This window comes from Pseudonocardia aurantiaca (assembly GCF_039526725.1).
GTDB lineage: Bacteria > Actinomycetota > Actinomycetes > Mycobacteriales > Pseudonocardiaceae > Pseudonocardia > Pseudonocardia aurantiaca.
The window spans coordinates 354312-379922 of the sequence record NZ_BAAAJG010000016.1 but is presented as its reverse complement, the minus strand read 5'-3'; the positions used below and the strand labels follow the sequence as shown (position 1 = coordinate 379922).

Below are 25611 nucleotides of genomic sequence, written 5' to 3'. Positions count from 1 at the left end.
CGGGACCGATCCTGCCATTCCGCGGTGGTCCCGACGGATCGTGCACGTCATCGGACACGTCAACGACCTTACGACCGCTGCCCGTGGATCGAGAGGGACCTGCGTCACGGACAGCGCACGCGCCGCGACACACAACCGCCGGGGCCCCCGACGATGTCGATCTGTCACCCGATCGGTAGCGGGAGCCGCCCGCTACCCTGCCGCCTCGTGGATACGGGCGCGCCGGGCGAACTCCTCGGCAAGCGGGCGCTCGTCGATCTCTCACACATGATCGAGAAGTTCGCGCTCGCCGCCCCGCCGGACGAGCCGCTCGTCGTCCTGGCGATGTTCCAGAAGCTCTCGTACTTCGAACGGGCGAGCGCGGTGTACCGCGCCATCGCCGGACGGGGTGCCGTCACCGTGATCGGGGTGGCGGAGGACTCCCCGCCCGCGGTGCCGCCCGGGGTGCAGCCCGCGCTGCTCTCCGCGTCGGACGAGCTGGCGCGCCAGTGGAGCGTCACCGTGCTCGGGCCGCACGGTGGCGCCAACCTCGTCGCTACCGACCTGGAGACGATCGACCCGGTCGCGCGCACGCTCGAGGACGGCCGCACGTTCCGCGGGAGCTGGTCGTTCCGTCGCGGGGACGCCTACGCGGAGGTGATCCGGCTGCGGGCGGCGCTGCGGCTGCCCGCAGCGGTCGTCGCGGACATCGACGAGCTGCTGCGGGCCGTGCGCGGCACGCCCGAGCCGCCGTACCACGAGTGGTGGAGCGGGCCGACGGGCTTCCTCGCCGAGCGGGTAAGGACAGCGGATCGCAGGCGCATCGCGGCGGAGATGCGGCTGGACGCCATGAAGGGGGACAACGCCGAACGCGACCCGCGCACCGGCCTGTACACGGAGAAGTTCCTCGGCCGCTGGACCAAAAGCCTCGGCGCGGGGACCCTCCCGATCGGGCTCGCGCTAGTGCGGATCTTCGGCATCCCGGAGGTGCGGTCGCAGTACGGGCTGCGCGCCGAGCTCGCTGCGCTTCGGGCCGTGTCGAAATGCGTGCAGGACCTGCTCACGCCGGTCGACCGGGCGGTGCGGCTGGGCCGCGAGGACTTTCTGGTCGTGCTGCCCTCGTGGGCGCCCGAGCGGGTGCTGTGGTTCTGCGAGGAGGTGTGCGCGCGCGTGGCGAGGCTGGACCAGCAGTACCCGTTCGTCTCGCTGCCGGGCGTCGCCGCCGCGACGGTGACGCGCAGCCGCCCGCTACCGGTGGAGCAGCTGCGCCAGCAGGTGCTGGTCAGCGGCGGGCCGTCGGGGCCGGTGAGCGTGCTCAGGGACTGAGACCGGGGTGGCAGGCCTGCTCAGAAGCCGGCCAGCGCCGTGCGGGCGGTGAACGTGCGGCGATAGTCGGCCGGGGCAACGCCGACGACCTTGCGGAAGTGGTGGCGCAACAGCGCACCGCTGCCGAAACCGCTGCGCTCGGCGACGTCGTCGACACCCAGGTCGGTGTCCTCCAGCAGCCGCTGGGCCCGCAGCACCCGCTGCAGCGTGAGCCACTTGTGCGGCGTGGTGCCCGTCTCAGCGACGAAGCGGCGCGCGAAGCTGCGGTCGGACATCCGGGCGCGGCGCGCGAGGTCGGACACCGAGTGCTCGATCTGAAGGTTCTCCAGCACCCAGTCCAGCACGGGCGCGAGACCGTCGGCCCGGCAGACCGGGACGGGCTGCTCCACGAACTGCCGCTGCCCCCCGTCGCGCTGCGGGGGCACGACCATCCGCCGCGCGATCGCGTTGACCACGGCGTTGCCCAGCTCGCGGCGCACCACGTGCAGGCAGGCGTCGATGCCCGCGGCCGTTCCCGCGCTCGTGACGATGTTGCCGTCGTCGACGAACAGCACGTCCGGGTCGACCTGCGCGAGCGGGTTCTTGGACCGCAGCTCGTCGGCGTTCATCCAGTGCGTGGTGCACCGGCGGCCGTCGAGAAGGCCGGCCGCGCCGAGCACGAACGACCCCGAGCAGACGCTCAGCATCGTGCTGCCGGACGCCGCGGCCGCTCGCACGGCGTCGAGCACCGGCTCGGGGAACTCGCGCATCCGGGTGGCCGACACCGCTACCAGGTCGGCGCCGGCGAGACCGTCGAGCCCGTGGGTGGGCACGATCTCCACCCCGACCGTGCTCCGCAGCGGCTCGCCCGCGACCGGCCCGCAGACCCGCAGCTCGAACGGCGGCACTCCGTCCTCGGTGCGGTCGATGCCGAAGACCTCACAGATCGTGCCGAACTCGAACGGCGAGACCTCGGGAAGCACCAGCGCGGCGACGGTCTTCAGCATCCGGGCAGTGTACTGGCAGCATCTTTACAGGGGTAGACAGTTCTGCCACTGGTGGCAGGAAGTTCACGGGCGCAGACTTTCTGCCATGGTTACCGCGCTCATTGTCCTGCTCCTCGTGGGAGCCCTCGTGACTCTCTCGATCGTGCGCCCGTCCACCTCGTTCCTGGCCCCCGCGCCCGCCGACCGCGACCGGGAGCGCACGCTCGGCGACTTGCGCGCCCTGCCCGGCTACCACTCGGACGTGCGGCTTCCCTGATCCCTCCTCACCCGGAGTAGAACGCCGCCAGCCGCTCGGCCTCCTCGGCCAGCGCGGTGGCGGCGCTCGCCGGCAGCGCGTGGAACGGCTCGCAGCGGACCTCACCGTCGGCGTAGCGCCAAGTGCCCGCGACCTGCCCGTCCACCAGGAACGTCGGCACCGACTGCGGCATGCTTGTGGCGAACACCCGCTTGCGGTACTCCTCGGGCAGGATCTGCGCGCGCCGCACGTGCACCAGCAGGTTGGCGTCCCACTGCCCGAGGAAGCGCACGGGTGCCGGAGTGTCGGCGTCGGGCAGCGGGGCGTCCGGCACGTCCACGAGCTCGCCACCCTGCTCGTCGCGGAAGCGGCGCAGCTCCATGCGGGCGAGCACGGAGCGCGCGACCGTGATCGTCCACCCGCAGAACGACCCGACGTCGGCCGCCGACGCAGGCCCGAACCCGCGCAGGTACCGGGCGGCGAGCAGCTCCTGCGCCTCCGCCTCGGAGAGCGCCGGCTCCGGTGGGCACACCGTGTGCTCGGCCAGGCCGTAGACATGGGCGCGGGGCGTGGCCCACGTGCCGGCCGGCGGCACCCGCACCAGGTCGAGCCACAGCTGGACACCCGTCCACGCCTCGCGCGGGAACCCCTCGGCCACGAGCCGCTTCTGGATCTCCGCCTGCTTGAGCGGCCCGTCGGCCAGGTAACCGCGCACGGCGCGGGCGGCGGCGGGCATGTCGAGCTCGGCTGGTGGCCGGGCGGACCTGCGCCACCACTCCCGGCGCGGGGCGCGCACGGCCTCGGTGAACGTCCAGTAGTCGCCCGCCGAGACCATGTGAATCGTGCACCGCATCACCCAGGCCTGCACGATCCGGCCGTCGTGCAGGGCATCGGTGAGGGCCTCGCGCCGGAACCCGGCCAGCCGCGACCACATCCCGACGTAACCCGACGGGGCGTACTGCGTCTGCAGGCCCGCCACCTGCTCGGTGGCGCGCTCGGGGGCCAGCGTGGAGCGTTCCAGCAGCAGCTGGCGGGCGAGCACGGCCCGGTTGAGTTCCCGGGTGGTCAGCACACGCTCGGCCATGGCGGGGAGTCTGCCCGCTCCCCCCGACAGTCCAGGCCGGCCGTGACATTCGTCAGACCGGAGTGCTGACGAGATCCACTGCCGCCTGCCCGGCGGGCCCGGCACCGTTGCCGTCATGACCGAGGTGACCGAGGTACTCGAGATCGACGGGGTGCGCCACCGCTACGGCGCCGTCACCGCACTCGCCGGTGTGGACCTGACCGTCCGCGCCGGCGAGTGCGTGGCGCTGCTCGGCCCGAACGGGGCAGGCAAGACGACGCTGGTGGGGCCCACCTGCTCGCGCTGCTGCTGACCACCGCCGTCGGCGCGCTCCTCGCCGGCTGGGCCTACCGTAACCTGCGGCAGTGACCACGAGGGCCGCTTCCCGGTGGGCCGGCCTGGCCCGGCCGGCGTCCACCTGGTGGACGCTGATCTGGCTCGCCGCGCTGCTCTACCAGCCCGCCCTCGACCCCACGAGCGGCCCGCTGCAGTACATGGTCGGCGTCGTCGTGATCGTCGTGTTCGTCGCGTTCTACCTCTACGTCGACGGGCACGACGGGCACGACGGGCGGCTGCGCCGGTGGGCGCCCGCGATCACCACCGTGCTGGCGCTCGTGGCCACTCCGCTCAACGGCGGCGCGAACGTCCTGCTCGTCTACGCCGCCGGGTTCGCAGGCAGCACGCTGCCGCGGCGGCAGGCCGTGCGCTGGTTCGTCGGCCTCACGCTGCTGGTCGTGGGGCTCATGCTCGTCTCGCCGATCGACATGCCGTGGCGGCTGTTCACGTTCGTGCCGACCGTGGTGCTCATCTGGACCATCGGAACGATCACCCTCACCTACGCCGAGGAGGGCCGCTCCGAGCGGTTCCGGGCGACCAGGATGGAGTACCTGGCCACGCTGACCGAACGCGAGCGCATCGCCCGCGACCTGCACGACCTCCTCGGCCAGACGCTCACCGGCATCGTCGTGCGCTCGCAGCTCGCGCAGCGGCTCGCGCGCACCGACGCCGACGCCGGGGTCCGGGAGATGGCCGAGGTGGAGCGGGCCGCCCGCGCCGCCCTCGCCGAGGTGCGCGACACCGTGTCGGGCTGGCGGCAGGTCACCCTCGACGACGAACTGGCCAGCGCCCGGGGCGCCCTCACGGCGGCCGGAGTCGCGCTCACCGTGGCCCGTGAGCCCGCCCTGGTGCTCACCCCGTCGGCCGAGACCGCACTGGGGCTCGCGTTGCGCGAGGCCGTCACCAACGTCGTGCGGCACGCGCACGCAGGGAGCTGCACGGTCGCGCTGCGGCGCGTCGAGGACCGGGTGGAGCTGGAGATCGCCGACGACGGCGTGGGCAGCGACCAGCGCGAGGGCAACGGCCTGACCGGTATGCGCGAGCGGATCGCGGCGCTCGGCGGCGAGGTCCGGCGGCTCGCCCGCGGCGGCACGGCGCTCACCGTCGCGGTCCCTGCGGCGGTGGCCACATGAGCAAGATCCGGCTCGTGCTCGCCGAGGACCAGGCCATGGTGCTCGGGGCGTTCGCGCAGCTGCTCGCTCTCGAACCAGACCTCGATGTCGTCGCCACCGCCACCGACGGCACCCGCACGCTGGCGGCCGTCGCAGACCACGACCCGGACGTGCTCGTCACCGACGTGGAGATGCCCGGGCTGAGCGGCCTGGACGTCGCCGCCGAGCTGCGCCGGCGCGGGACCCGCACCAGGATCGTGATCGTCACGACGTTCGCCCGGTCGGGCTACCTCCGCCGGGCCCTGGAGAGCGGCGTGGCCGGGTACGTGCTGAAGGACGCGCCGATCGACCAGCTCGTCGACACCGTGCGGCGGGTCCACGCGGGCGGCCGGGTGGTGGACCCGGCGCTCGCCGTCGCCGCGTGGGACGGCGCGGACCCCATGACCGACCGCGAGCGCGACGTCCTGCGCCTGGCCGCCGACGGCCTGCCCAACAGCGAGATCGCGGCCCAGCTCCACCTCGCCGAGGGCACCGTCCGCAACTACCTGTCGACGGCGATCACGAAGCTCGGCGTCCGCAACCGCATCGAGGCGGCCCGAGTAGCCCGCGACCGCGGCTGGCTCTAACCACCCCAACTCAGCCGCACTCACACCCCGACTCGCGCGCACTCACACCCCGACTCGCGCGCACTCACACCGCGACTCGCGGGGGTGGGACCCCACACTCCGCGAGTCGGGGTCTGGGTGCGCGCGAGTCGGGGTCTGGGTGCGCGCGAGTCGCTGGGAAAGTGCGAGCGAGTTGCGCTCAGGTGGGGCGTTCGGACAGCAGGCGGTCTACCAGGTCCGCCGCGTGGCCCGTCGAGCTGTCGGTGTCCGTCGTCAGGGCGAGGTTCGCTGCCATCCGGTCGGGATGCACCTCCAGGCCCTCCAGCGACGTGCGGAGCCGTGCCGCCGCGCCGCCGGTGGCGCAGAGCAGGTCGGTGAGCGTCTGCCACTCGGCGTGCCACGGGCCCGCGGCGCGCTGGTGCTCGTGGTCCGCCGCACCGAGCAGCACGGCGGCGAGGCCGGGGGCGCGGCGGGCCGCGGCGCGTGCGGTGATCGCGGCGATGGGGTTGCGCTTGTGCGGCATCGACGACGAGTCGCCCGGCGCGCCCTCCGACACCTCTCCCAGCTCCGTGCCCGCGAGCAGCACGACGTCGGTGGCCGGTTTCGCGCACGCCCCGGCCGCCACGGCCAGGGCCCCCGCCAGCTCCCCGATACGGGTGCGCTCGGTGTGCCACGGCGCCGCGTCGGCCAGGCGCAGCGACCGCGCGAGCGACGCGGCAACGGCCGGCCCGTGCGGGTGCAGGGCCGCGAGCGTGCCTGCGGCGCCGCCGAGCTGCAGCGGCAGCGCGTCGAGCACGCCGGACAGCGCCGTCCGCGCCCGGTCCAGGCCGGTGCACCAGCCCGCCGCGACCAGCCCGAACGTCGTGGGGAGCGCCTGCTGGCCGAGTGTGCGGGCGATCATCGGGGTGGTCCGGTGGGCCCGCGCGAGGGCAGCGGCGGCGTCGGCTGCCCCGCGCAGGTCGCCCAGCACCACCTCGCCCGCCCAGCCGACGAGCAGCACGGCCGCGGTGTCCATGATGTCCTGGCTGGTGGCGCCCGGGTGCACGGACCGACCGGCCTCCCCCGCGGCGGCCCGCAGTATCCGCACCAGCGGGATCACCGGGTTGCCGCCCTCGACGGCCGAGCGCCCGAGCACGCCGGGGTCGACCTCCAGCCCGGCGGCCGCGGCCTCGATCCGCTCCGCGTCCTCCGCAGGCACGACGCCGTGCTGGGCGGCGGCGCGGGTCAGCGCCACCTCCACCGCGACCAGGGCGGCCACCCAGGACGCGTCGTCGAGGCGGGCTGCCACCCGGTCGGCCCCGAAGAGCGGGTCGAACAGCGCACTGACCATGGGGCGGAACGGTACGTCCCGCCGACCCTGCTCAGGACGAGGGGCTCAGGACGAGGGGCCGAGCTCCACGGGCAGCTCCCGCAGGCCCCGGATCAGGGAGCTGCGGCGGTAGACGAGATCCCCCGCGTCGGCGGCCAGCGCGATCTCGGGACGCCGGGCGAGGAGTAGGCCGATCGCCTCCTGCCCTTCGATGCGCGCGAGCTGCGCGCCGAGGCAGTGGTGCAGCCCGTGCCCGAAGGCGACGTGGCCGGAGGCGTCGCGGTCGACGCGCAGCTCCTCGGCTCCCGCGAAGCGCTCGGGGTCGCGGTTGGCGGCGGCGAGCGAGAGCGTCACCACCGACCGCGCAGGGATCGTCACGCCCGCGTACTCGACGTCCTCGGCGGCGAACCGCACCGGTGTGCTGTGCACCGGGGAGTCCCAGCGCAGGAACTCCTCGACCGCCGACGGCAGCAGCTCCGGCCGCTCGCGCAGCAGCGCCCGCTGCTCGGGGTGGGTGAGCAGGGCGAGCAGCCCGTTGCCGATGAGGTTGACGGTGGTCTCGTGGCCGGCGATGAGCAGCATCATCGCCATCGCCACCAGCTCCTCCTGGGAAAGCCGGTCGCCGTCCTCCGCCACCTCGACGAGCGCGCTGATCAGGGCGTCGTCGGGCTGCAGGCGCTTCTGCTCGACGAGCCGTCCCATGTAGGCGCTCAGCTGGCCCATCGCGGCCGTCGCCTCGTCCTGCGTGGACTCGTCGACCAGCGTGTTGGACCACGCCGCGAACTCGTCGCGGTCCTCGGCGGGCACGCCGAGCAGCTCGCAGATCACGAACACCGGCAGCAGGAACGCGTACTCGGCCATGACGTCGACCTTGCCCGTGGGCGGGAGGGCGTCGAGCAGCTCCCTGGCGATCTGCTCGACGCGCGGGCGCAGCTCCTCCATCCGGCGCACGGTGAACGAGCGCGACACGAGCTTGCGCAGCCGCGTGTGCTCCGGCGGGTCGAGGAGCAGCATCATCGGGATGTTGGCGGCGGGCGCGTCGGCTCGCCCCTCGGGCGCGAGCGTGTAGCGCCAGTCCTTGCTCAGCCGGGGGTCGGCGAGAGCCGCGCGGACGTCGGCGTAGCGGGAGACCAGCCACACCGTGCCCTCCGGGCGCTGCACCTCTCGCACCGGCGCCGCATCCCGCAGCTCGGCGTAGGCCGGGTAGGGGTCGCGCCAGAAGGCGCCGTCGAACAGCTCGAGGGTGGCAGTCACCGATCTCCTTCAGCCGCGGATGTAAGCGCGAGCTTACAGGCGGGCCGGCGACAGCGTCACTCGATCGAGGGGCACGTCGGCCGGCACGGGCGCCCCGGTGATCACAGCCGCCGCGAACGCCGACAGCGCGGGTGCCGACTCGATGCCCGACCCGCCCTGGCCCGCGCAGAACCAGAAGCCGGGGTGGTCCGGCCAGTCCCCGACGACCGGACGGCGGTCCGGTACGAACGACCGCAGCCCCGCCCAGCTCGTCCGCACCGAGCGCAGCCCGAGCCGCGTGACGGCCTCGACGCGCTCCAGCGCCAGCGCCACGTCCAGCTCGTCGGGGCGGGCGTCGTGCGGCTCGACCGGCGTCTCGTCCGCGGGGCTCACCAGCAGCCCGTCGCCCTCCGGCTTCAGGTAGAACCGCTCGCCGGCATCGATGACCATCGGCAGCGGCCCGTCCGGGGCCCGCAGCCGGGCCTGGTCCGGTACCAGGACCTGCGCGATCGTGCGGCGAAGCGGCGTGAGCCCGATGCGCGGCACCCCTGCCAGCCCAGCCACGACGTCCGCCCACGCCCCCGCGGCGTCCACCACGTCGGCGACGTCGATCGGCGCCTCGCCCGCCCCGGTGTGCACCCGCCAGCCCGTCCCCCTCCGCTCGACGGCCGTGACCCGCGCCCCGGCCCGGACGGTGCCGCCGCGCCTGCGCAGCCCGCGGACGTAGGCCTGGTGCAGCGCCTCGGTGTCGACGTCGGCGGCGCCCTCCACCACGGCGGCCGCCCGCACGACGCCAGGGGCGAGCACCGGGCAACGTCGCTCTGCCTCGGCAGGGTCGAGCACGACCGGCGCCCCGGGCTCCCCGGCCTGCTCCGCGAGCCGCGCCGCGAGCGCCGCCTCGCCCTCGTCGTCGACGGCGATGTGCAGCGTGGGGCGCGGCGCGAGCAGCGGGGGCGCGTCGAGATCGGCCTCCAGCCGCGCGAAGCGCGGCCCGCTCGCGACGATCAGCGCGCGGACGACGCCGGTGCCGTGACCAGGGATGTAGGTGGCTGCCGAGCGAGCGGTGGAGTGGCGCGCAAGCGCCGTCTCGGCTTCGAGCAGCACCACCGAGCGAGTGCCGGCGAGCTCGTACGCGACTGAGGCTCCGGCGATCCCGCCGCCGACCACGACGACATCGGATGTGCTGGTCACGGCGCTGACCGTAACCGGCGGAAAAACCTGTGGCGTGGTTCTCCGCGCGGATCTATGGTCCTTCTCATGCGCCTGTAGCGACGGACCGCCTCGAGCGGCAGCGCGGTCGGCGGGACCTTCCTGTCCCCCACCGCACCCAACCCCAGCCAACCGGCCGGCACCGGACGTCCCGGGCCGCCTCGGCTCTGCTGTGCGCCGGCCCCGTCATCTCCTGCAGGAGGCTCTTATGCGTGATCCGTTGCTGTCCACCGTCCTCGGCGCTGCCCTCGGCGAGCAGCCGACCGACACGACCACCGACACGACCACCGACACGACCACCGACACGGCAGGCGCCGTTCCGGCGCCGGCCAACCGAGCGGCCCGCCGTGGCCGCGCCGGCCAGCAGGCCCCGAGCGGAGCGATCCACACCGGCTCCGGGGGTCGCGCCCGCGCAGCGCAGGGCCGCCGGATCAACCCGGTGCGCCGCACCGGTTGATCCGGTACCGCCGGCCTCGCGTCCACGAGGCCGGCGGTACTCGCGCCTCCGGCGTGTGACGATTGCGCGGTGGATGTCGATCGCGACGCACGTAGCGCCACCGTCTGGTGGGCCCGCCCGGTGCCACCTGCCGACGGCGGCCGCCTCGTCGACCTGCTCGACGCCCGGGAGCGCGCCCGGCTCGACCGCTTCCGGCGCGACGCCGACCGGGCCGCCTACCTCGCCGCCCACGCTCTGACCCGGCTGGTGCTCGCCGCCGCGGTCGGCCACCCCGCTGCGGAGCTGGAGTTCGATCGCACCTGCCGTTGCGGGGAGCAGCACGGAAAGCCCGTCCTCCTCGGCGGACCCGGCTTCTCCCTGACCCACGCGGGCGGCCTGGTCGGTGTCGCCGTCCACACCGGGCCCGTGGGACTCGACGTCGAGGAGGAGCGCGAGCTGACCGACCTCCCCGCGCTCGCCGCCCACGCCTGCTCACCGGCCGAGGCGGCGCCGGACCCCGGGTCCTTCTTCGTCCTGTGGACGCGAAAGGAAGCCCTGCTCAAGGCCACGGGTGCGGGCCTCTCCAGCCCCATGGCCGCCATCACGCTCGGCCCGGCAGGCGTGACCGAGTGGACCGGGGACGGCGCTCCCACCGGGCCGGTGTGGCTGCGCGACCTGCACCCCGGCCCCGGCTACCGAGCCGCGATCGCCGGACTGGGCACCGAACCGGGGGACGTCCGGACCGAGGACGGCGACGCGCTCCTCGCCCAGGCCCGGTAGAGGTCAGGCCCGGTAGAGCTTCTCCGCGTAGGCCGGGCCGTAGTACGCCTCCAGCTCCTCGAGCGGCGTGTCCGGGCGCTCGAGCGCCTTCGCGATCCTCGCCCTCGACGGGATCGCCTGCGCGTCCCACGTCTCCGGCTTCCACAGCGCCGAGCGCAGGAACGCCTTCGCGCAGTGGTAGAAGACCTCCTCGACCGCGACCTCCAGCGCCAGGACCGGCCGGTGGCCCTTCACGACCATCGCGTCGAAGTACGGGGCGTCGCGCAGCAGGCGCGCCCGCCCGTTGACGCGGAGCGTGTCGCTGCGGCCGGGCACCAGGAAGATCAGGCCGGCGTGCGGGTTGGCGAGGACGTTGCGGTAGCCGTCGACGCGCCGGTTGCCGGGGCGCTCCGGTATTGCGAGCGTGCCATCGTCGATCACGTGTGCGAAGCCCGCCGGGTCGCCCTTGGGCGAGACATCGAGGCGGCCCTCGGCGTCACTCGTGGCGATCATGCAGAACGGCGAGTGGGCGAGCCACATCCGGTCGATCGGGTCGAGCCTGGCCCGCACCTTCTCCGCCGCGGCGGGGAGCGGGGTGCCGACCACGGACTCCAGGTCGGCGACGCTGGTGATCTCGAAAGGGTCCACGTCTCCGGGACGGTACGCGAACCGGCGGCCCCGACACCCCCGATTTCCCAGGTTCGTCGGTGGTACGGGGGATGATGGCGGCGTGGGTGCGCGCTGGGTCCTGCATCTGGACATGGACGCGTTCTTCGCGGCCGCCGAGCAGCTCACCCGTCCCACGCTGCGCGACCGGCCGGTGCTGGTCGGCGGGCTCGGGCCGCGCGCGGTGGTCGCCGGGGCCAGCTATCAGGCGCGGGTGTTCGGGGCCCGCTCCGCGATGCCGATGGGCCAGGCGCGCCGGCTCTGCCCGCACGCCGTGGTGCTGCCCGCCCGGTTCGGGCTCTACCAGACGCTGAGCGAGCGGGTGATGGGCGTGCTCGGCGCCGCGGCGCCTGTGGTGGAGCCGGTGTCGCTCGACGAGGCGTTCCTGGAGCCGCCGTCGCTCGCCGGGGCATCCGCCGCCGAGGTGGAGGAGTTTGGCGCGAAGCTGCGGGCGAACGTCCGCGCGGCCACCGGGCTGCCGGCGTCGGTCGGCGCGGGATCGGGCAAGCAGCTCGCGAAGATCGCCTCCGAGCTGGCCAAGCCCGACGGGCTACGCATCGTCGCACCAGACGAGGAGCAGGCGGTGCTCGCGCCACTGCCCGTGCGGGCGCTGTGGGGCGTGGGGCCGGTGGCCGAGGCCGGACTGCGCAAGCTCGGCGTGCACACCATCGGCGAGCTGGCCGCGATGGATCTGCGTGAGGCCACGGGGCTGCTCGGCACGGCCGTGGGCACCGAGCTGCACCGCCTGGCCCGCGGCGTCGACGAACGTCCGGTGGCCCCGCGCGGAGCGGCAAAGCAGGTGAGCGCGGAGACCACGTTCGACGCCGACCTGACGGCGATGACCGACGTCCACGAGGCCGTCGCCCGGATGACCGAGGCCGCGCACCGGCGGCTCGTGGCGTCCGGGCGCGCGGCACGCACCGTCACGGTGAAGGTGCGCAGCGCCGACTTCACGACCGCGAGCCGCTCGGAGACAGCGGGCACCGCGAGCACCGACCTCGGGGCGCTCACCGCCGTGGCGCAGCGGCTGGCCAGGGCTGCGGTGCCGGAGGGCGGGGTGCGGCTGATCGGCGTCTCTCTCGCAGGCCTTGGCGACGACCCGCCGCCCGCCCTGTTCGAGCCGCTGCGCGAGGAAGAGGTGCTCGTCGCCGAGCCCGTCGCCGAACCCGCCCGCGCCGAGGAACCCGCAGTGTCCCGGCCGTGGCGCCCCGGCGACGACGCCTCCCACCCGGAGCACGGGCACGGCTGGGTGCAGGGCGCGGGCCACGGCCGGGTCACCGTGCGATTCGAGACCCGCAGCACCGGCCCCGGCCGCGCGCACACGTTCGCCTCCGACGACCCGGACCTGACCCGGGCGGACCCGCTCGCGAGTCTCGCCTGAGCAACTGGGTCAGGAGGGTGGGCGCCACGGGCGCGGGGGCAGCACCGGCAGGCCGCTGGGCGCGCACTGCCCGCCCCGCTCGCCGGCGACCCGGAAGATCAGCCATCCGACCACGGCCGCGAGTATGGAGCCGGTCATGATGCCGATCTTCGCGTTGTTGATCAGCACCGGGTCATCCAGTGCCAGCTCCGTCACGAAGAGGGCCACCGTGAACCCGATGCCCGCGAGCCCGGCGCCGCCGATCACCTGGCCCCACCGCAGGGTGTCGGGCAGGGTCCCGATGCCCGTGCGCAGCGCGATCCAGGTGGCGGCCGCGACACCGATGGGCTTGCCGACCACGAGCCCGACGATGATCCCCCACGTGATCGGGGACATCGCGGCGGTGGCCAGCGTCTGCGCGCTGAGCACCACCCCGGCGTTGGCGAGCACGAACAGCGGGACGATCACGTAGCTGCTCCACGGCTGGATGCGCAGCTGCAGCCGCTCGTTGGGCGACACCGCCTCCGTGGCCGCCGCCTGCGCCGCGAGCGCGCGCTCCGGGCTGGGGTCGACGAGGAAGCTGGTGCCCATCACCTGCACCCGTGCCACGTCTCGGGGGCGCGGGGCATAGGCGTTGACGAGCAGGCCGAGGAGCAGGCCGACCACGCTGGGGTGCACCCCGGAGCGCAGGATCGCGAGCCACATGAGGACACCGATGAGCACGTAGATCGGGGTGCGCCAGAACCTCACGAACCGCAGCCCCAGCAGCGCGACGAACGCCACGACTGCCAGCGCCAGCGCGGTGTAGTCGACGTTCTCGGTGTAGAACAGCGCGATAGCGGCCACGGCGCCGATGTCGTCGACGATGGCGAGGGCAAGCAGGAAGACCCGGAGCTGATCCGGGCAGCGGGGGCCGACGAGCGCGAGCACGCCGATCACGACGGCCGTGTCGGTGGAGATCGCGATCCCCCACGCCCCCGCCCCCGGGCCGCCCGCATTGAACGCCAAGTAGAGCAGGGCCGGCACGACGAGGCCGCCGACGGCCGCCGCGGCGGGCGTGGCGATCGCCCGGACCCCGCGCAGCTCGCCGAGCACCATCTCGCGGGAGATCTCCAGACCCACCGAGAAGAAGAACAGCACCATGAGCCCGTCGTTGACCCAGTGCCGCAGGTCGAGCGACAGCGTGGTCCCGCCGAAGTTCAGCGAGAAGTCGGTGTGCCAGAAGGTCTCGTAGCCCGGGCTCGTGTTGGCCCACACGAGCGCGACGACCGCGGCCATGAGCAGCAGTACGGCCGAACCGGATTCCGTCCGCAGGAACGAGCGCGCGGCCCTGCTGAGCTCGCCGCGCTCGGATAGGGTCGTCACCACGAATCGATCCTGCCACCCGTCTTCGGGAGCCGGATCATGCCGGGAGGAGGCCAGCCATCACCCTCGACCCCCGCATCGGAAGCTACGACCACCTCCACGGAGTGCTCGGCTCCGAACTCTCGCTCGTGGAGTACGGCGACTTCGAATGCCCATACTGCCGCAGGGCGGCCCCGATCATCGACGAGGTGCGTGAGCGCCTCGGCAATCGCCTCGTCTTCGCGTTCCGGCACTTCCCGCTCGCGGAGCTGCACCCATACGCGCTGTCGGCCGCCGTCGCCGCCGAGGCCGCGGCGCTCAAGGGCCAGTTCTGGCCGATGCACGCGAAGCTCTACTCCGGCGACGAGCCCCGGCTGACCCAGGCCGACCTGCGCCGCTACGCCGAGGAGATCGGCATCCCGCCTGAGAAGGTGCTCTGGCCGGCCACCCGGTTCGTGGAGGACCGGGTGGAGGCCGACTTCAACTCCGGCGTCCGAAGCGGCGTCCGCGGCACCCCGGCACTCTTCGTGAACGGTGAGATGTACCGCGGGGGCGTCACCGTCCCGAATCTCATAGAAGCCCTGGAGACCACGGCCCCCGCGCCGATTCAGCCTCTCGGCTGAAACGGGAACATGATCCTGCCCAGCCGGTGTTCGATCTATGGGGACGGGGTAGGACAGGGGGGACTCGATGGGGAGTGGTCCGAGCAAGCGGTGGCTGAGCGTCAGCACGCTGGTACTGGCCGTGATCGCATTGCTGGCTGCGGCGCGCGCCAGCTTCATCATGATCTACCTGAACCTGGCGTTCCAGGACGAGTTCAATCCCTTGACCACTCCCCTGAGCTACTACGTCCTCGTGGACGGCGGCGGCCAGATGTTCACCTCGGCCGCGGTCGCCCTGGCGGTCGGAGTGCTCGCCGTGTTGCTGGGGATGGCCCGCGCCGGCGTCCGGCTGGCTGGACGGCCCACGGTGCTCTTCGCAGTGTGGGCGCTGTGCCTGGTGCTCTCCGCCGTGTTCCCCATCGACGACGCGCCGGTGATCATGACCGTCGCGGGGTGGGTGCACCAGTTCGCCGGTGCGGGCATCCTCGCGTTCCTGTCCTTCGCCGGGCTCGCCGCCGCCCCCCGGCTGGCGGAGAACCCGTCGTGGCGCCCGATCGTCGGGACCGTCCGCACGCTGTCGATCGGGGCCGCCGTGCTCGCCGCCGCGTACATCGTCAGCAGGCTCGACGACGTGTTCCCCGGTGTCTTCGGCAACGTCGAGATCGGTGGGTTCCTGCAACGGGGCGTGCTGGGGTTCGACATCGCGGTGGTGACGGCGCTGGCCGTGCAGCTGGTCCGCGTGTCGTGGCCTGCGGTGCGCGCCCAGCCGGCGACCAACGGGACGTTCCTCGCGTAGGTCCTCGTCAGCCGTTACCGGTCCGGCGTGTCAGCCCGACGCGTCCGCTCTGTCGGTCTTGTCCGTGACACCTGCAGCGTCGAACGTCGCGACGTCGTGGAGGGCCTGCGCGGCGGCCTGCAGCACGGGCAGCGCGAGCAGGGCACCGGTGCCCTCGCCGAGGCGCATGCCGAGGTCGAGCAGCGGGTCGAGGCCCAGGTGGGCGAGCGCGAGCTGGTGACCGGGTTCGGCCGACCGGTGCCCGGCCACCCAGCGGCCGCGAGCGTCCGGGGCGAACGCCGCGGCCGCGAGCGCCGCCGCGCCCGCGTTGACGCCGTCCAGCAGCACCGGGACGCGCAGCGCTGCCGCGCCCAGCACGAACCCCGCCATGGCCGCGTGCTCCAGCCCGCCGAACGCGGCGAGCACGCCGAGCGGGTCGGTCGGGTCCGGCCGGTGCCTTTCGATGGCGGCCGCGACCACAGCGGTCTTGTGCGCGAGGGTGTCGTCGTCGACGCCTGTGCCGCGCCCGGTGGCCACCGTGGGGTCCGCGCCGGTGAACGCGCAGATCAAAGCCGCAGCGGCCGTGGTGTTGGCGATTCCCATGTCACCCGTGAGGAGGCAGCGGTTCCCGGCGGCGACGAGGTCACGGGCAGTCTGGATCCCGGTCTCGACGGCCGCCTGCGTCTGCTCCCTGGTGAGCGCCGGGCCCGTGGAGAGGTCGGCGGTGCCGTCGGCGATGCGGCGGGACAGCAGTCCGGGTGCCGGGTCCAGCGGCGCGGCCACACCGACATCCACGACACAGACCTCGACGCCCAGCCGCCGCGCGAACGCGTTCACCACCGCTCCGCCGGACAGGAAGTTGGCCACCATCTGTGCGGTGACCTCCTGCGGCCACGGCGTCACACCCTGCGCGTGCACGCCGTGGTCAGCGGCGAAGACGGCGACCGCCGCGGGCTCGGGCACCGGCGGCGGGCACTCCCCGGCGATCCCGGCGAGCGTGACGGCGAGGTCCTCGACGCGGCCGAGCGAGCCGCGTGGCTTCGTCATGCGGTCCAACCGTTCGGCCGCGGCGGCGCGCGCGCCCGCGTCCGGCGAGGCGATCGCAGCGATCGTCTCGGCGAGCAGGTCCATAGCTCCTCCTAGAAGTTCCTTTGCACCAGGCCAGGCCCCGCGACTCGCGCGCACTCACGCCCCGACTCGCGCGCACTCACGCCCCGACTCGCGGGCGTCGAGGCCCCCATTCCGCGAGTCGGGGTCTGGGTGCGCGCGAGTCGCGGTCTGAGTGCGCGCGAGTCGCGATCTCACAGCGAGGGTCACAGGGCTCCGCCGCGGCGGGTGCGCTTGGGCGGCACGATGAGCGTCGACAGGTACGGACCCGGCTCGTCGGGGTTCAGCTCGGACGCCGGGCGGATGTCCTGCTCCGGCAGGCCCAGCCCGGCCCCGTACACGGCCTCGTCGAGGCGGCCGGTCGCGCGCAGCACGGCGAGGGTCTCGGGCAGCATGCGGCCGAACTTGTACGCGGCCACGGCGTCGCCGCGTTCGAGGGCCTCGCGGAACCGGTGGGCGCCGGCGGTCATGGGGAAGAGCGCGAGCGGTTCGCGCCCCTCCACGAGCGGAGTGCCGCTGCGGGCGGCCAGGTCCTGCATCGCGGTGATCCCCGGGACGAGCTGCACATCGAGCCCCGGAAGGAGCTCCCGGACGGACGCGGCGAGGTAGCTGAACGTCGAGTAGACGCACGGGTCGCCGATCGTCGCGAACGCCGCGACCCCGCCCGGACGGGCGCGGAACCAGTCGGCCACATGCGCGGCCGCAGCGTCCCACGCACGTTCGCGAGCTTCCGTGTGCTCGCGGTCGTGCAGGGCGAACACCACCCGCTCGACGCGCCACGCCTCGGCGTAAAAGAGCACCGTCTGCTCCGCGCGGCCCGTCTCCCCGGTGTCGCTGACCGGCACGAACACGACGTCAGCCTTGGCGAGAAGGTTCGCCGCCTTGACGGTGACGAGCTCCGGGTCGCCCGGGCCGACACCCACGCCGACGAGGGTGTTCATGACTGGCCCTCCAGGTCGCCCTCGAGCTCCAGGTAGGTCTGGCGCAGCCGGTCGAGCACGGCGTCATCGGGTTTGGCCCACATGCCGCGGTCGGCCGCCTCGAGCAGGCGCTCGGTGATCCCACGCAGCGCCCACGGGTTGGACTTCTCCATGAACGCCCGGTTGGTCTCGTCGAACACGTAGCTCTGCGCGAGCTGCCCGTACATCCAGTCGTCGACCACGCCCGCCGTGGCGTCGTAGCCGAAGAGGTAGTCGACGGTGGCGGCGATCTCGAACGCGCCCTTGTACCCGTGGCGCTGCATCGCGGAGATCCACTTCGGGTTCACCACCCGCGCCCGGAACACCCGCTTGGTCTCCTCGGCGAGCGTGCGCGTCTTCACCGCGTCGGTGACCGCGGAGTCGCCGACGTACGCGGCGGGCGAGCGGCCCGTCAGGGCGCGCACCATCGCGACCATCCCGCCGTGGTACTGGAAGTAGTCGTCGGAGTCCACGATGTCGTGCTCGCGGGTGTCCTGGTTCTTCGCCGCCACGGCGATGCGGCGGAACGACTGCTCCATGTCCGCGCGCGCCTCGCGGCCGTCCAGGCCGCGGCCGTAGGCGTAGCCGCCCCACACCGCGTACACCTCGGCGAGGTCGGCGTCGCTGCGCCAGTTGCGGGCGTCGATCACTGGGAGCAGCCCCGCCCCGTACGCCCCGGGCTTCGAGCCGAAGATCCGGGCCGTGGCGCGGCGCCGGTCGCCGTGATCGGCCACGTCCTCCTCGACGTGGGCGCGCACGTAGTTCTGTTCGGCCGGCTCGTCCAGTTCGGCGACCATGCGGATGGCGTCGTCGAGCAGGGCGATGACGTGCGGGAACGCGTCACGGAAGAACCCGGAGATGCGCACGGTCACGTCGATGCGCGGGCGCCCGAGCTCCGCGAGCCGCACGACATCCACACCGGTGACGCGCCGCGAGGCGTCGTCCCAGACGGGGCGGCAGCCGATCAGCGCGAGGATCTCGGCGAGGTCGTCGCCCTGGGTGCGCATGGCGGAGGTGCCCCAGACCGTCAGGCCCACCGACTTCGGGTAGGTGCCGGTGTCGGCGAGGTGGCGCGCCACGAGCGACTCGGCCAGCGCCGAGCCGACCTCCCACGCCGAGCGCGACGGGATCGCCTTGGGGTCGACGGAGTAGAAGTTCCGCCCGGTCGGGAGCACGTTGACCAGCCCGCGTGTCGGCGACCCGGACGGCCCGGCGGGGACGTACCCGCCGTCGAGGGCGTGCAGGACGTGCGCGACCTCGTCGGTGGTGCGCTCGAGCCGCGGCACGACCTCCCGGCAGGCGAAGTCGAGAACCGCGACGACGTCGGCGACCTCCTCCCCCAGAAGCTCTGCACACACATACGCGCCACCGGCCCATCCCCGGTCCTGCACCCGGGAGACGAGCACCCGCGCGGCCCCTTCGAGCACGTCGACGAGATCGGCCCCGGTGACGGCGGGCCCCGGCGCAAGCGCACGCAGTCGGCGGCGAGGTTCAGGGTGGCTTTCCTGAACGTGGGTACCGGGGTTCGCCAGCAGCTCCTGCTCGTCCAGCCCACTCCAGTTCGCCAGCGCGGCTCGCAGGCCGGGCAGTGCCTTCCGCCCGCCCCACACCTGCGTCGCCCGCAGGATCGACAGCACCAGGCTCACCTGCGCCTCGTCCCGCGGGGGTGCGCCGAGGATGTGCAGCCCGTCGCGGATCTGGACGTCCTTGACCTCGCACAGGTAGCCGTCGATGTGCAGGATGAAGTCGTCGAAGTCGTCCTCGCCGGGGGCCGCGTCGACGTGCAGGTCGTGGTGCAGCTGCGCGGCCGTCACCACCTCCCAGATGCGCGTCCGCAGCGCCGGGAGTTTGGCCGGGTCCATCGCCTGCACCGCGGCGTACTCGTCGAGGAGCTGCTCCAGCTTCGCCATCTCGCCGTAGGTGTCGGCGCGCGCCATGGGCGGCACCAGGTGGTCCACCACCACGGCGTGCCCGCGGCGCTTGGCCTGCGTGCCCTCGCCCGGGTCGTTCACGATGAACGGGTAGACCAGCGGCAGCTCGCCCAGCACCGCGTCGGGGGCGCATCCCGCGGAGAGGCCGAGCCCCTTGCCGGGGAGCCACTCGAGCGTGCCGTGCTTGCCGAGATGGATCACAGCGTCGGCGCCGAACTCGTGGTCGAGCCAGCGGTACGCGGCGAGGTAGTGGTGCGAGGGCGGCAGGTCCGGGTCGTGGTAGATCGCCACCGGGTTCTCGCCGAACCCGCGCGGCGGCTGGATCATCAGCACGACGTTGCCGAAGGTCAGCGACGCCAGCACGACGTCCGTGCCCTCCACGTAGAGCGAGCCCGGCAGCTCCCCCCAGTGCTTGCGGATGCCGTCGGTCAGCTCCGCGGGGAGCGCGTCGAACCAGCGCCGGTAGTCCGCCAGCCGCACCCGCGCGGGCGCAGCGGCGAGCTGCTCCTCCGTCAGCCACTCGACGTCGTGGCCGCCCGCGGCGATCAGCGAGTGGATCAGCTCGTCGGAGTCCTCCGGGAAATCGTCGACCTCGTACCCGGCCTCCCTCAGCGCGCGCAGCAGCACCACCGCCGACGCCGGGGTGTCGAGCCCGACGGCGTTGCCGACGCGGGAGTGCTTGGTCGGGTAGCTCGATAGCACGACGGCGAGCTTCCGCTCCGCGACCGGCGTGGCGCGCAGCCGCGCGTGCCGCACGGCGATCCCGGCCAGCCGGGCCGCGCGCTCGGGGTCGGCGACGTAGACGGGGATGTCGTCGCCCGGGGCGGTCTCCTTGAAGGAGAACGGCACGGTGACGATCCGGCCGTCGAACTCGGGGATGGCCACCTGCATCGCCGCGTCCATGGGCGAGAGGGCGGCGTCGGACTCCGCCCAGGTCGCCCGCGAGGTCGTGAGGCACAGCCCCTGCAGCACGGGGACGTCGAGCTCGGCGAGCGCTCCGGCGTCCCAGGCGTCCTCCTCGCCGCCCGCGCTCGCCCCGGCCGCGACCGTGCCGCCCGCGGCGAGCACCGTCGCGACGAGCGCGTCCGCCTTCCCGAGCAGCCCCATCAGGACCGGATCCGCGCCGCGCAGCGAACCGCAGAACACCGGCAGCGCGTTCGCTCCGCGCGCCTCGATCGCGTCGCACAGCGCATCGACGAACGCGGTGTTGCCCGACAGCTCGTGCGCCCGGTAGAAGACGACGCCGACGGTCGGCCGCGCCGGGTCCTGCGCCCGCTCACCATGCACACCGAAGTCGGGGGCCGGGGCGGGAGGGGCGAACCCCTCGCCCGTGAGGAGCACGGTGTCGGAGAGGAACCGGTGCAGCTCGCGGAGGTTGTCGCGCCCGCCGGCGGCGAGGTAGGCGAGCGCCTCGGACGCGACCCCGGCGGGCACGGTGGAGGCGGCCATCAGCTCGGCGTCGGGCGCGGCCTCGCCGCCCAGCAGCACGACGGGCCGCCCGGACGCCGCCAGCGCGTCGACGCCCTCCGGCCACGCCCGGCGGCCCCCCAGCAGCCGCAACACGACGACGTCGACGCCGTCGAGGAGCGCAGGCAACCCGGCGGGCTCGACCCGGGCGGGGTTCGCCGTCCGGTACAGCGCGCCGGAGGATCGGGCCGCCAGCAGCTCGGTGTCGGCGGTGGACAGCAACAGGACAGACGTCGAGCCTGTCATCGTTCCTCCTCGAGGGTCCGCGCCCTCCGCTCGGGATCTGCGACGGCAGCGAGTGTCTGGCTCCCGAGGAGCGACCCCCGGTCACAGTGGCGGGACCGCGCCGGACTCACACCGGCTTCCTCCACTGACGTCGCCCAGAACTGGAACACACGCCGGCGGCGCGGGTCAACGCGGCGTGAGGATTCCGACTTCGCGCGTCCGGGTGCCTACCCGCCGATCGTCGACCGGGCGGCCGCCACGGTGTTGCGCATGAGCCAGACGTCGGTGACCGGGCCGATCCCGCCCGGCACGGGCGTGAGCGCCCTGGCCCGGTGCGCGACTGCGGCCGTGTCGACGTCTCCGACCAGGTGCACGCGCCCGGACTCGGTGTCGGTGACCGGGTTGATGCCCACGTCCAGCACGAGCGCGCCAGGAGCGACGTGGTCGGCGCCGATCAGGCCGGGCACGCCCGCCGCGACCACGAGGACGTCGGCGAGGCGGGTGAGCTCGGCGAGGCGCCCGGTGCGGTCGGCCCACTCGTCGCAGGTCAGCACCACCGCATCGCGCTGGACGCCGAGCGCGGCGGCCGGCTTGCCGACGTTGTTGGAACGCCCGACGACCACGACGGTCGAGCGGCGGTAGAAGTCGACGATGTCGACGCCGGCCGCGTCGAGCCAGCCGTCGAGCACGTGGAACACCGCGGCGGGGGTCGACGGGACGAACCGGGGTGTGCCCAGCGCGAGCAGCCCGGCGTTCTCCGGGTGCACCGACTCGACGTCCTTGGCCGGGTCGAGCGCCTGGAACACCGCGCCCTCGTCGACGTGCGGGGGCAGCGGCCGCAGCACGAGCACGCCGTGCACCGCGGGGTCCGCGTTCAGCTGCCGCACCACACGCACGACGGCCCCGAGGTCGGTGCTCGGCCCGAGGTAGTAGTGCCGGTAGTCGATGCCCAGCTCCCCAGCCACGCGGCGGAGCCTGCGCTCGTAGGCGCGTGCGGCGTAGTCGTCGCCCACGAGCACGGTGGCGAGCCCGCAGGTGACGCCGCGGTCGGTGAGCGCCTCGACCTCGGCGGCCACGTCGTCCTTCAGCGCCTTCGCGACGGCCCGGCCGTCGATCAGCTCCGCCGTCACTCGGGCGCCACCTCGCGCACCCGCTCGCGGGCCTCGGCGGCGACCGCGCGGGCGCGCGCGAGCACGTCGTCGGGCGCGTTGTTCGCCGACACCAGCTCGGCGGCGGTGTCCGCGGCCGCCGCAGCGAGGTGGACCGCCGCGATGGCGTCGCTGCGCAGGTTCGGGTTGCCATTGCGCACGAGGCCGGCGGCGAGGCCTGCGACGGCTCCCGCCAGCCGCCCGATCTCGGCCGGGACGGCGATGGCGTCCTTGCGCGCGGCGGCGACGGCCTCCGACCGGCCGGGGTCGTCGCGCGGCAGCCGGGTGGCCGCGAGGTAGGCCCGGTAGGCCGCGGCGTCCGCGTCGGCGAGTGGGGCCGCGCTCGTGCGCAGGTCGTCGGCCTCGGCGGCCACCGGCCCCGCGTCGGAGAACCGCCCGGCCATCCCGGTGAGCGCCGCCGCGACCGCCGTGGCGAGCGCCGCCGCCCCACCACCGCCGGGGGCCGTGGTGCGGTCGGCCACGGCGTCGAGCAGCTCGCGGACGGTCAGGTCGAGCAGGGACGACTCGTCGTCCGGCACGGGCTCCTCCGTCCTCAGCTGGTGACCGGGCCGCCGGCCAGCCCGGCCACGGGGCCGACGACGACCACGGCCGGCGGGCTGATCCCCTCCCGGCGCACGGCTTCGGCCACCGTGGCGAGCGTGGCGCGGACGGAGCGCTGGATCCGCATCGTGCCGTCCTGCACCACCGCGACGGGCGTGTCGGCGGGCCGGCCGCCCTCGATCAGCGCGTCGGCGAACGCGCCGATCCGCTCCACCGCCATCAGCAGCACGACCGTGCCGCGTAGCCGGGCAAGCGCGGGCCAGTCGACGAGGCTGCGCGGGTCGCCGGGCGCGACGTGGCCTGAGACGACGACGATCTCGTGCGCCACCCCGCGGTGGCTCACCGGCACGTCCGCGACGGCCGGGGCGGCGAACGCGCTGGTCACCCCGGGCACGACAGTGACGGGCACCCCCGCCTCGGCGCAGGCGAGCGCCTCCTCGAACCCCCGCCCGAAGACGTAGGGGTCACCGCCCTTGAGCCGCACCACGAACTTCCCCGCCCGCGCGTGCTCCACCAGCAGCTCGTTGATCCGGGCCTGGTTCATCGCGCGCCCGTACGGGATCTTGGATGCGTCGATCACCTCGACGTGCGGGGCGAGCGTGTCCAGCAGGTCGCGCGGGCCGAGCCGGTCGGTCACCACGACGTCGGCGCGGGCGAGCAGCCGCCTGCCCCGCACGGTGATGAGCTCCGGGTCGCCCGGCCCGCCCCCGACCAGCGCGACGCCCGGCTGCAGCGGTTCTGCGGTGTCGCTCACGAGCCCGGTCTGCAGCGCCTCGACCAGCGCGGTGCGCACCGCGGCCGACCGGCGCGGGCGGCGCCCTGCGAGCACGCCGACCGTGAGCCCGTCGTGGCGCCCGACCGCCGGGGTGACCGCGCTGCCGGCCGGGGCGTCGTCTGCGCGGACGCAGAACACGCGCCGGGACTCGGCCTCCGCGCCCACCGCGGCGTTGACGGCCGGGTCGTCCGTGCAGGCGATGACGTACCAGGCACCGTCGAGGTCGCCATCGCGGTAGCCGCGGGCCGTCCAGCGCAGCTCGCCCGCCGTCGCCATGCCCTCGACGGCCGGGGTGACCTCGGGTGCGACGACCTCGACGTCCGCGCCGGCGGGGAGCAGCCCGCCGAGGCGCCGCTGCGCGACCGAGCCGCCGCCGACCACGACGACGCGGCGGCCGGCGAGGTCGAGTCCGACCAGATAGGGGTCCACGACACTCATTGTCCGACCACCGCCTGTCCGTGGCCGTGGCCGTGCCCGTGGCTCGGGTCGTCCGGGTGGTGATGCGGGGTCTGCGGAGCACCGAGCTTGTCGGCGAACCCTGGCAGCAACACCCGATGGGCGCAGGTGTCGCAGTTCATCCGGATGTCGCCGTGCAGCGCCTCCCGGTAGCGCTCGGCCACGAGCCCGGCCAGTTCGGCGCAGTCGCCGATGTGGCTTGCCACGCGGACCTCCACGTCCGGGTGGGCGGCGGCGAAGGCGCGGGCCTGGTCGCCGACGCGGCGCGGCAGCACCCCGTCGAACAGGAAGTACGGGGCCACCACAACCCGGCGCGCCCCGAGTGCCCGGCATCGGGCCAGCCCGGCGGCGACGTCGGGCCGGGCCAGCGAGACGAAGGCCGGCTCCACGAACTCGTACGGCCTGCCCTCCTGCAGCAGCCGCGCGACCTTGCAGACCTCCGCGTTCGCGTCGGGGTCGGTCGACCCGCGCCCGACCAGCAGCACCGCCGTCCCATCGGCGGGCTCGTCGCCGAGCGCGGCGGAGATCCGGGCGTCGAGAACCTCCTGCAGCACCGGGTGCGGGCCCAGCGGGCGACCGAAGACGTAGCCGGTGGCCGGGTCGCGCACGACCTCGCGCTGCAGCGCGGCGGGGATGTCACCCTTGGCGTGCCCGGCGGCGACGAGCACCAGCGGCACCGCAGCCATCGTCGAGTGCCCGCGGGCAGACAGGGCGGTCCAGGCCTCGTGCACCGTGGGCAGCGACAGCTCGATGAACCCGCCGGCGACGTCGACTCCGTCGGGGGCGAGCAGCCCGCGCATCCGGTCGGTGAACGCGACGAACTCGGTCACGCCCGTGGTGTCGACAGTGCCGTGACCGACGAGCAGCAACGGGGGCGTCATGCCAGCTCCCCGGCCGGGTCCCCGGCGTAGAGCAGGGCGTTGACGGCGGCGGCCGCGGCGGCCGCGCCTCCCCGCTCGGACCGGTTCGAGACGGCGGGCAGGCCCGACGCACGCAGCGCGGCCTTCGCGGCCACGGACCCGACGAACCCGACCGGCAGCCCGACCACCAGCGGCGTCGACACGAGCCCGGCCTCCGCGCAGCGCACCAGCTCAACGAGCGCCGTGGGTGCGTTGCCGATCGCCCAGACCGCGCCGTCGGGGTACCGCGTGACGGCGGCGCGGATCCCGGCGGCCGAGCGGGTCGTGCTTTCACCGGCCGCGTGGGCGAGGTCGAGCGCGACCGTCGCGGCCCGGCTCGTGACGCCCACCGCGACCATCCGCACGTCCGTGACCAGCGGGGCTCCCGCAAGCAGGGCTTCGCGCCCGGCCCGCAACGCGGCCTCGTCGCACACGAGGTCGCCCGCCCAGCCGGTGTCGGCACTGGTGTGCACCACCCGCTCGACGACGGCGCGGGTGAGCGGGGGCAGATCGGATGTGTCGAGGCGGGTACGCAGGATCGCGTACGACTCCACCTCGATCGGGTGCACGGTGGTGCGCACGCGGTTCTCCTCTCCGGGGGTCCACGCCCGGACGGTTCGGGGGTCTCGGCGGCGCGGGGTCTGACTCCCGGGTGCGCGAACACCCGGATCACAGTGGCGGGACCGTCCCGGGTTCGCACCGGGTTCCCGCGCAGCCGACTGAGCCTAACCCGCTCCCGGGCCCAGAC

General features: G+C 74.2%; 25 protein-coding genes and 2 riboswitches. Of the genes, 10 read left to right on the top strand and 15 right to left on the bottom strand.

All coding sequences use genetic code 11. The annotated features are described in order from the left end of the window. Positions 1-207 precede the first annotated feature (207 nt). Positions 208-1305 (top strand): sensor domain-containing diguanylate cyclase, encoded by a 1098-nt coding sequence (locus ABD143_RS26415; RefSeq protein ID WP_343983911.1) that lies wholly within the window; start codon positions 208-210, stop codon positions 1303-1305. 20 nt (positions 1306-1325) lie between these two features. On the opposite strand, the gene ABD143_RS26410 is transcribed toward ABD143_RS26415, so the two are convergent. Then, positions 1326-2291, bottom strand: coding sequence for a GlxA family transcriptional regulator (locus ABD143_RS26410; protein ID WP_343983909.1), 966 nt, complete (start codon positions 2289-2291; stop codon positions 1326-1328). Between the two features lie 85 nt (positions 2292-2376). On the opposite strand from ABD143_RS26410, the gene ABD143_RS26405 reads away from it, so the two are divergent. Then, the gene (locus ABD143_RS26405; RefSeq protein WP_343983907.1) at positions 2377-2547 is read left to right on the top strand and encodes a hypothetical protein; all 171 of its coding nucleotides are present in this window, start codon (positions 2377-2379) and stop codon (positions 2545-2547) included. A gap of 7 nt (positions 2548-2554) precedes the next feature. Here ABD143_RS26405 and ABD143_RS26400 read toward each other — a convergent pair whose 3' ends face one another. Further along, positions 2555-3610 (bottom strand): winged helix DNA-binding domain-containing protein, encoded by a 1056-nt coding sequence (locus ABD143_RS26400; protein ID WP_343983905.1) that lies wholly within the window; start codon positions 3608-3610, stop codon positions 2555-2557. A gap of 115 nt (positions 3611-3725) precedes the next feature. Between ABD143_RS26400 and ABD143_RS26395 the strand changes: the two genes are divergently transcribed. From ABD143_RS26395 to ABD143_RS26385, 3 genes are read left to right on the top strand one after another with little or no spacing between them, the layout of a single operon-like run. Next, entirely contained in the window at positions 3726-3902 is a 177-nt protein-coding gene (locus ABD143_RS26395) for an ATP-binding cassette domain-containing protein (RefSeq protein ID WP_343983903.1), read from the top strand. Positions 3903-3954: 52 nt separating this feature from the next. Next, a complete protein-coding gene (locus ABD143_RS26390) occupies positions 3955-5058 on the top strand; it encodes a sensor histidine kinase (RefSeq protein ID WP_343983901.1) in 1104 nt (367 codons plus the stop codon). Next, positions 5055-5663 carry a response regulator transcription factor gene (locus ABD143_RS26385; protein WP_343983899.1) on the top strand — a complete coding sequence of 203 codons (609 nt, stop codon included), beginning with the start codon at positions 5055-5057 and terminating at the stop codon, positions 5661-5663. The genes ABD143_RS26390 and ABD143_RS26385 overlap by 4 nt, the downstream gene beginning before the upstream one ends. A gap of 178 nt (positions 5664-5841) precedes the next feature. Here the strand turns inward: ABD143_RS26385 and ABD143_RS26380 are convergent, their stop codons facing one another. Genes ABD143_RS26380 through ABD143_RS26370 form a run of 3 tightly spaced genes read right to left on the bottom strand, consistent with a single transcriptional unit; the run spans position 5842 to position 9375 of the window. After that, positions 5842-6972: a lyase family protein gene (locus tag ABD143_RS26380; protein WP_343983897.1), complete on the bottom strand. Its 1131-nt coding sequence runs from the start codon at positions 6970-6972 to the stop codon at positions 5842-5844. 45 nt (positions 6973-7017) lie between these two features. Beyond that, the gene (locus tag ABD143_RS26375) at positions 7018-8205 is read right to left on the bottom strand and encodes a cytochrome P450 family protein (protein WP_343983895.1); all 1188 of its coding nucleotides are present in this window, start codon (positions 8203-8205) and stop codon (positions 7018-7020) included. A gap of 33 nt (positions 8206-8238) precedes the next feature. Beyond that, entirely contained in the window at positions 8239-9375 is a 1137-nt protein-coding gene (locus tag ABD143_RS26370) for an NAD(P)/FAD-dependent oxidoreductase (protein ID WP_343983892.1), read from the bottom strand. Positions 9376-9601: 226 nt separating this feature from the next. On the opposite strand from ABD143_RS26370, the gene ABD143_RS26365 reads away from it, so the two are divergent. Then, positions 9602-9850, top strand: a complete 249-nt coding sequence (locus tag ABD143_RS26365; protein WP_343983889.1) for a hypothetical protein — start codon at positions 9602-9604, stop codon at positions 9848-9850. Between the two features lie 69 nt (positions 9851-9919). Further along, a complete protein-coding gene (locus ABD143_RS26360) occupies positions 9920-10609 on the top strand; it encodes a 4'-phosphopantetheinyl transferase family protein (protein ID WP_343983886.1) in 690 nt (229 codons plus the stop codon). A 3-nt stretch (positions 10610-10612) separates the two neighbouring features. On the opposite strand, the gene ABD143_RS26355 is transcribed toward ABD143_RS26360, so the two are convergent. After that, positions 10613-11236 carry a pyridoxamine 5'-phosphate oxidase family protein gene (locus ABD143_RS26355; RefSeq protein WP_343983883.1) on the bottom strand — a complete coding sequence of 208 codons (624 nt, stop codon included), beginning with the start codon at positions 11234-11236 and terminating at the stop codon, positions 10613-10615. An 82-nt stretch (positions 11237-11318) separates the two neighbouring features. Here ABD143_RS26355 and ABD143_RS26350 point away from each other — a divergent pair, with 82 nt between their 5' ends. Continuing rightward, positions 11319-12635 carry a DNA polymerase IV gene (locus ABD143_RS26350; protein WP_343983881.1) on the top strand — a complete coding sequence of 439 codons (1317 nt, stop codon included), beginning with the start codon at positions 11319-11321 and terminating at the stop codon, positions 12633-12635. A 9-nt stretch (positions 12636-12644) separates the two neighbouring features. On the opposite strand, the gene nhaA is transcribed toward ABD143_RS26350, so the two are convergent. Beyond that, positions 12645-13979, bottom strand: coding sequence for a Na+/H+ antiporter NhaA (gene nhaA, locus ABD143_RS26345; protein ID WP_343983878.1), 1335 nt, complete (start codon positions 13977-13979; stop codon positions 12645-12647). 104 nt (positions 13980-14083) lie between these two features. Here nhaA and ABD143_RS26340 point away from each other — a divergent pair, with 104 nt between their 5' ends. Both ABD143_RS26340 and ABD143_RS26335 read left to right on the top strand, forming a co-directional pair. Then, positions 14084-14581, top strand: a complete 498-nt coding sequence (locus ABD143_RS26340; RefSeq protein WP_343983876.1) for a DsbA family protein — start codon at positions 14084-14086, stop codon at positions 14579-14581. Positions 14582-14648: 67 nt separating this feature from the next. Next, positions 14649-15356 (top strand): DUF998 domain-containing protein, encoded by a 708-nt coding sequence (locus ABD143_RS26335; protein ID WP_343983872.1) that lies wholly within the window; start codon positions 14649-14651, stop codon positions 15354-15356. Positions 15357-15386: 30 nt separating this feature from the next. On the opposite strand, the gene cobT is transcribed toward ABD143_RS26335, so the two are convergent. From cobT to ABD143_RS26295, 8 genes are all read right to left on the bottom strand, one after another. Next, positions 15387-16466 carry a nicotinate-nucleotide--dimethylbenzimidazole phosphoribosyltransferase gene (gene cobT / locus ABD143_RS26330; protein ID WP_343983870.1) on the bottom strand — a complete coding sequence of 360 codons (1080 nt, stop codon included), beginning with the start codon at positions 16464-16466 and terminating at the stop codon, positions 15387-15389. 182 nt (positions 16467-16648) lie between these two features. After that, the gene (gene cobI, locus ABD143_RS26325; RefSeq protein ID WP_343983867.1) at positions 16649-17383 is read right to left on the bottom strand and encodes a precorrin-2 C(20)-methyltransferase; all 735 of its coding nucleotides are present in this window, start codon (positions 17381-17383) and stop codon (positions 16649-16651) included. Beyond that, on the bottom strand, positions 17380-21045 hold the full coding sequence (gene cobN, locus ABD143_RS26320; RefSeq protein ID WP_343983864.1) for a cobaltochelatase subunit CobN: 3666 nt from the start codon (positions 21043-21045) through the stop codon (positions 17380-17382). The genes cobI and cobN overlap by 4 nt, the downstream gene beginning before the upstream one ends. A 30-nt stretch (positions 21046-21075) precedes the next feature. Further along, positions 21076-21189: riboswitch (cobalamin riboswitch) on the bottom strand. Between the two features lie 62 nt (positions 21190-21251). Continuing rightward, positions 21252-22154, bottom strand: coding sequence for a bifunctional 5,10-methylenetetrahydrofolate dehydrogenase/5,10-methenyltetrahydrofolate cyclohydrolase (locus ABD143_RS26315; protein ID WP_343983861.1), 903 nt, complete (start codon positions 22152-22154; stop codon positions 21252-21254). Then, the gene (locus ABD143_RS26310; protein WP_343983858.1) at positions 22151-22711 is read right to left on the bottom strand and encodes a cyclodeaminase/cyclohydrolase family protein; all 561 of its coding nucleotides are present in this window, start codon (positions 22709-22711) and stop codon (positions 22151-22153) included. The genes ABD143_RS26315 and ABD143_RS26310 overlap by 4 nt, the downstream gene beginning before the upstream one ends. Before the next feature lie 14 nt (positions 22712-22725). Further along, on the bottom strand, positions 22726-23937 hold the full coding sequence (gene cobA / locus ABD143_RS26305) for a uroporphyrinogen-III C-methyltransferase (RefSeq protein ID WP_379659824.1): 1212 nt from the start codon (positions 23935-23937) through the stop codon (positions 22726-22728). A gap of 5 nt (positions 23938-23942) precedes the next feature. Continuing rightward, positions 23943-24845 (bottom strand): sirohydrochlorin chelatase, encoded by a 903-nt coding sequence (locus tag ABD143_RS26300; RefSeq protein WP_343983852.1) that lies wholly within the window; start codon positions 24843-24845, stop codon positions 23943-23945. Next, complete coding sequence (locus tag ABD143_RS26295) at positions 24842-25444, bottom strand: precorrin-8X methylmutase (protein WP_343983849.1); 603 nt, start codon at positions 25442-25444, stop codon at positions 24842-24844. Before ABD143_RS26295 ends, ABD143_RS26300 begins: the two co-directional genes overlap by 4 nt. A 54-nt stretch (positions 25445-25498) precedes the next feature. After that, positions 25499-25573: riboswitch (cobalamin riboswitch) on the bottom strand. Positions 25574-25611 lie beyond the last annotated feature (38 nt).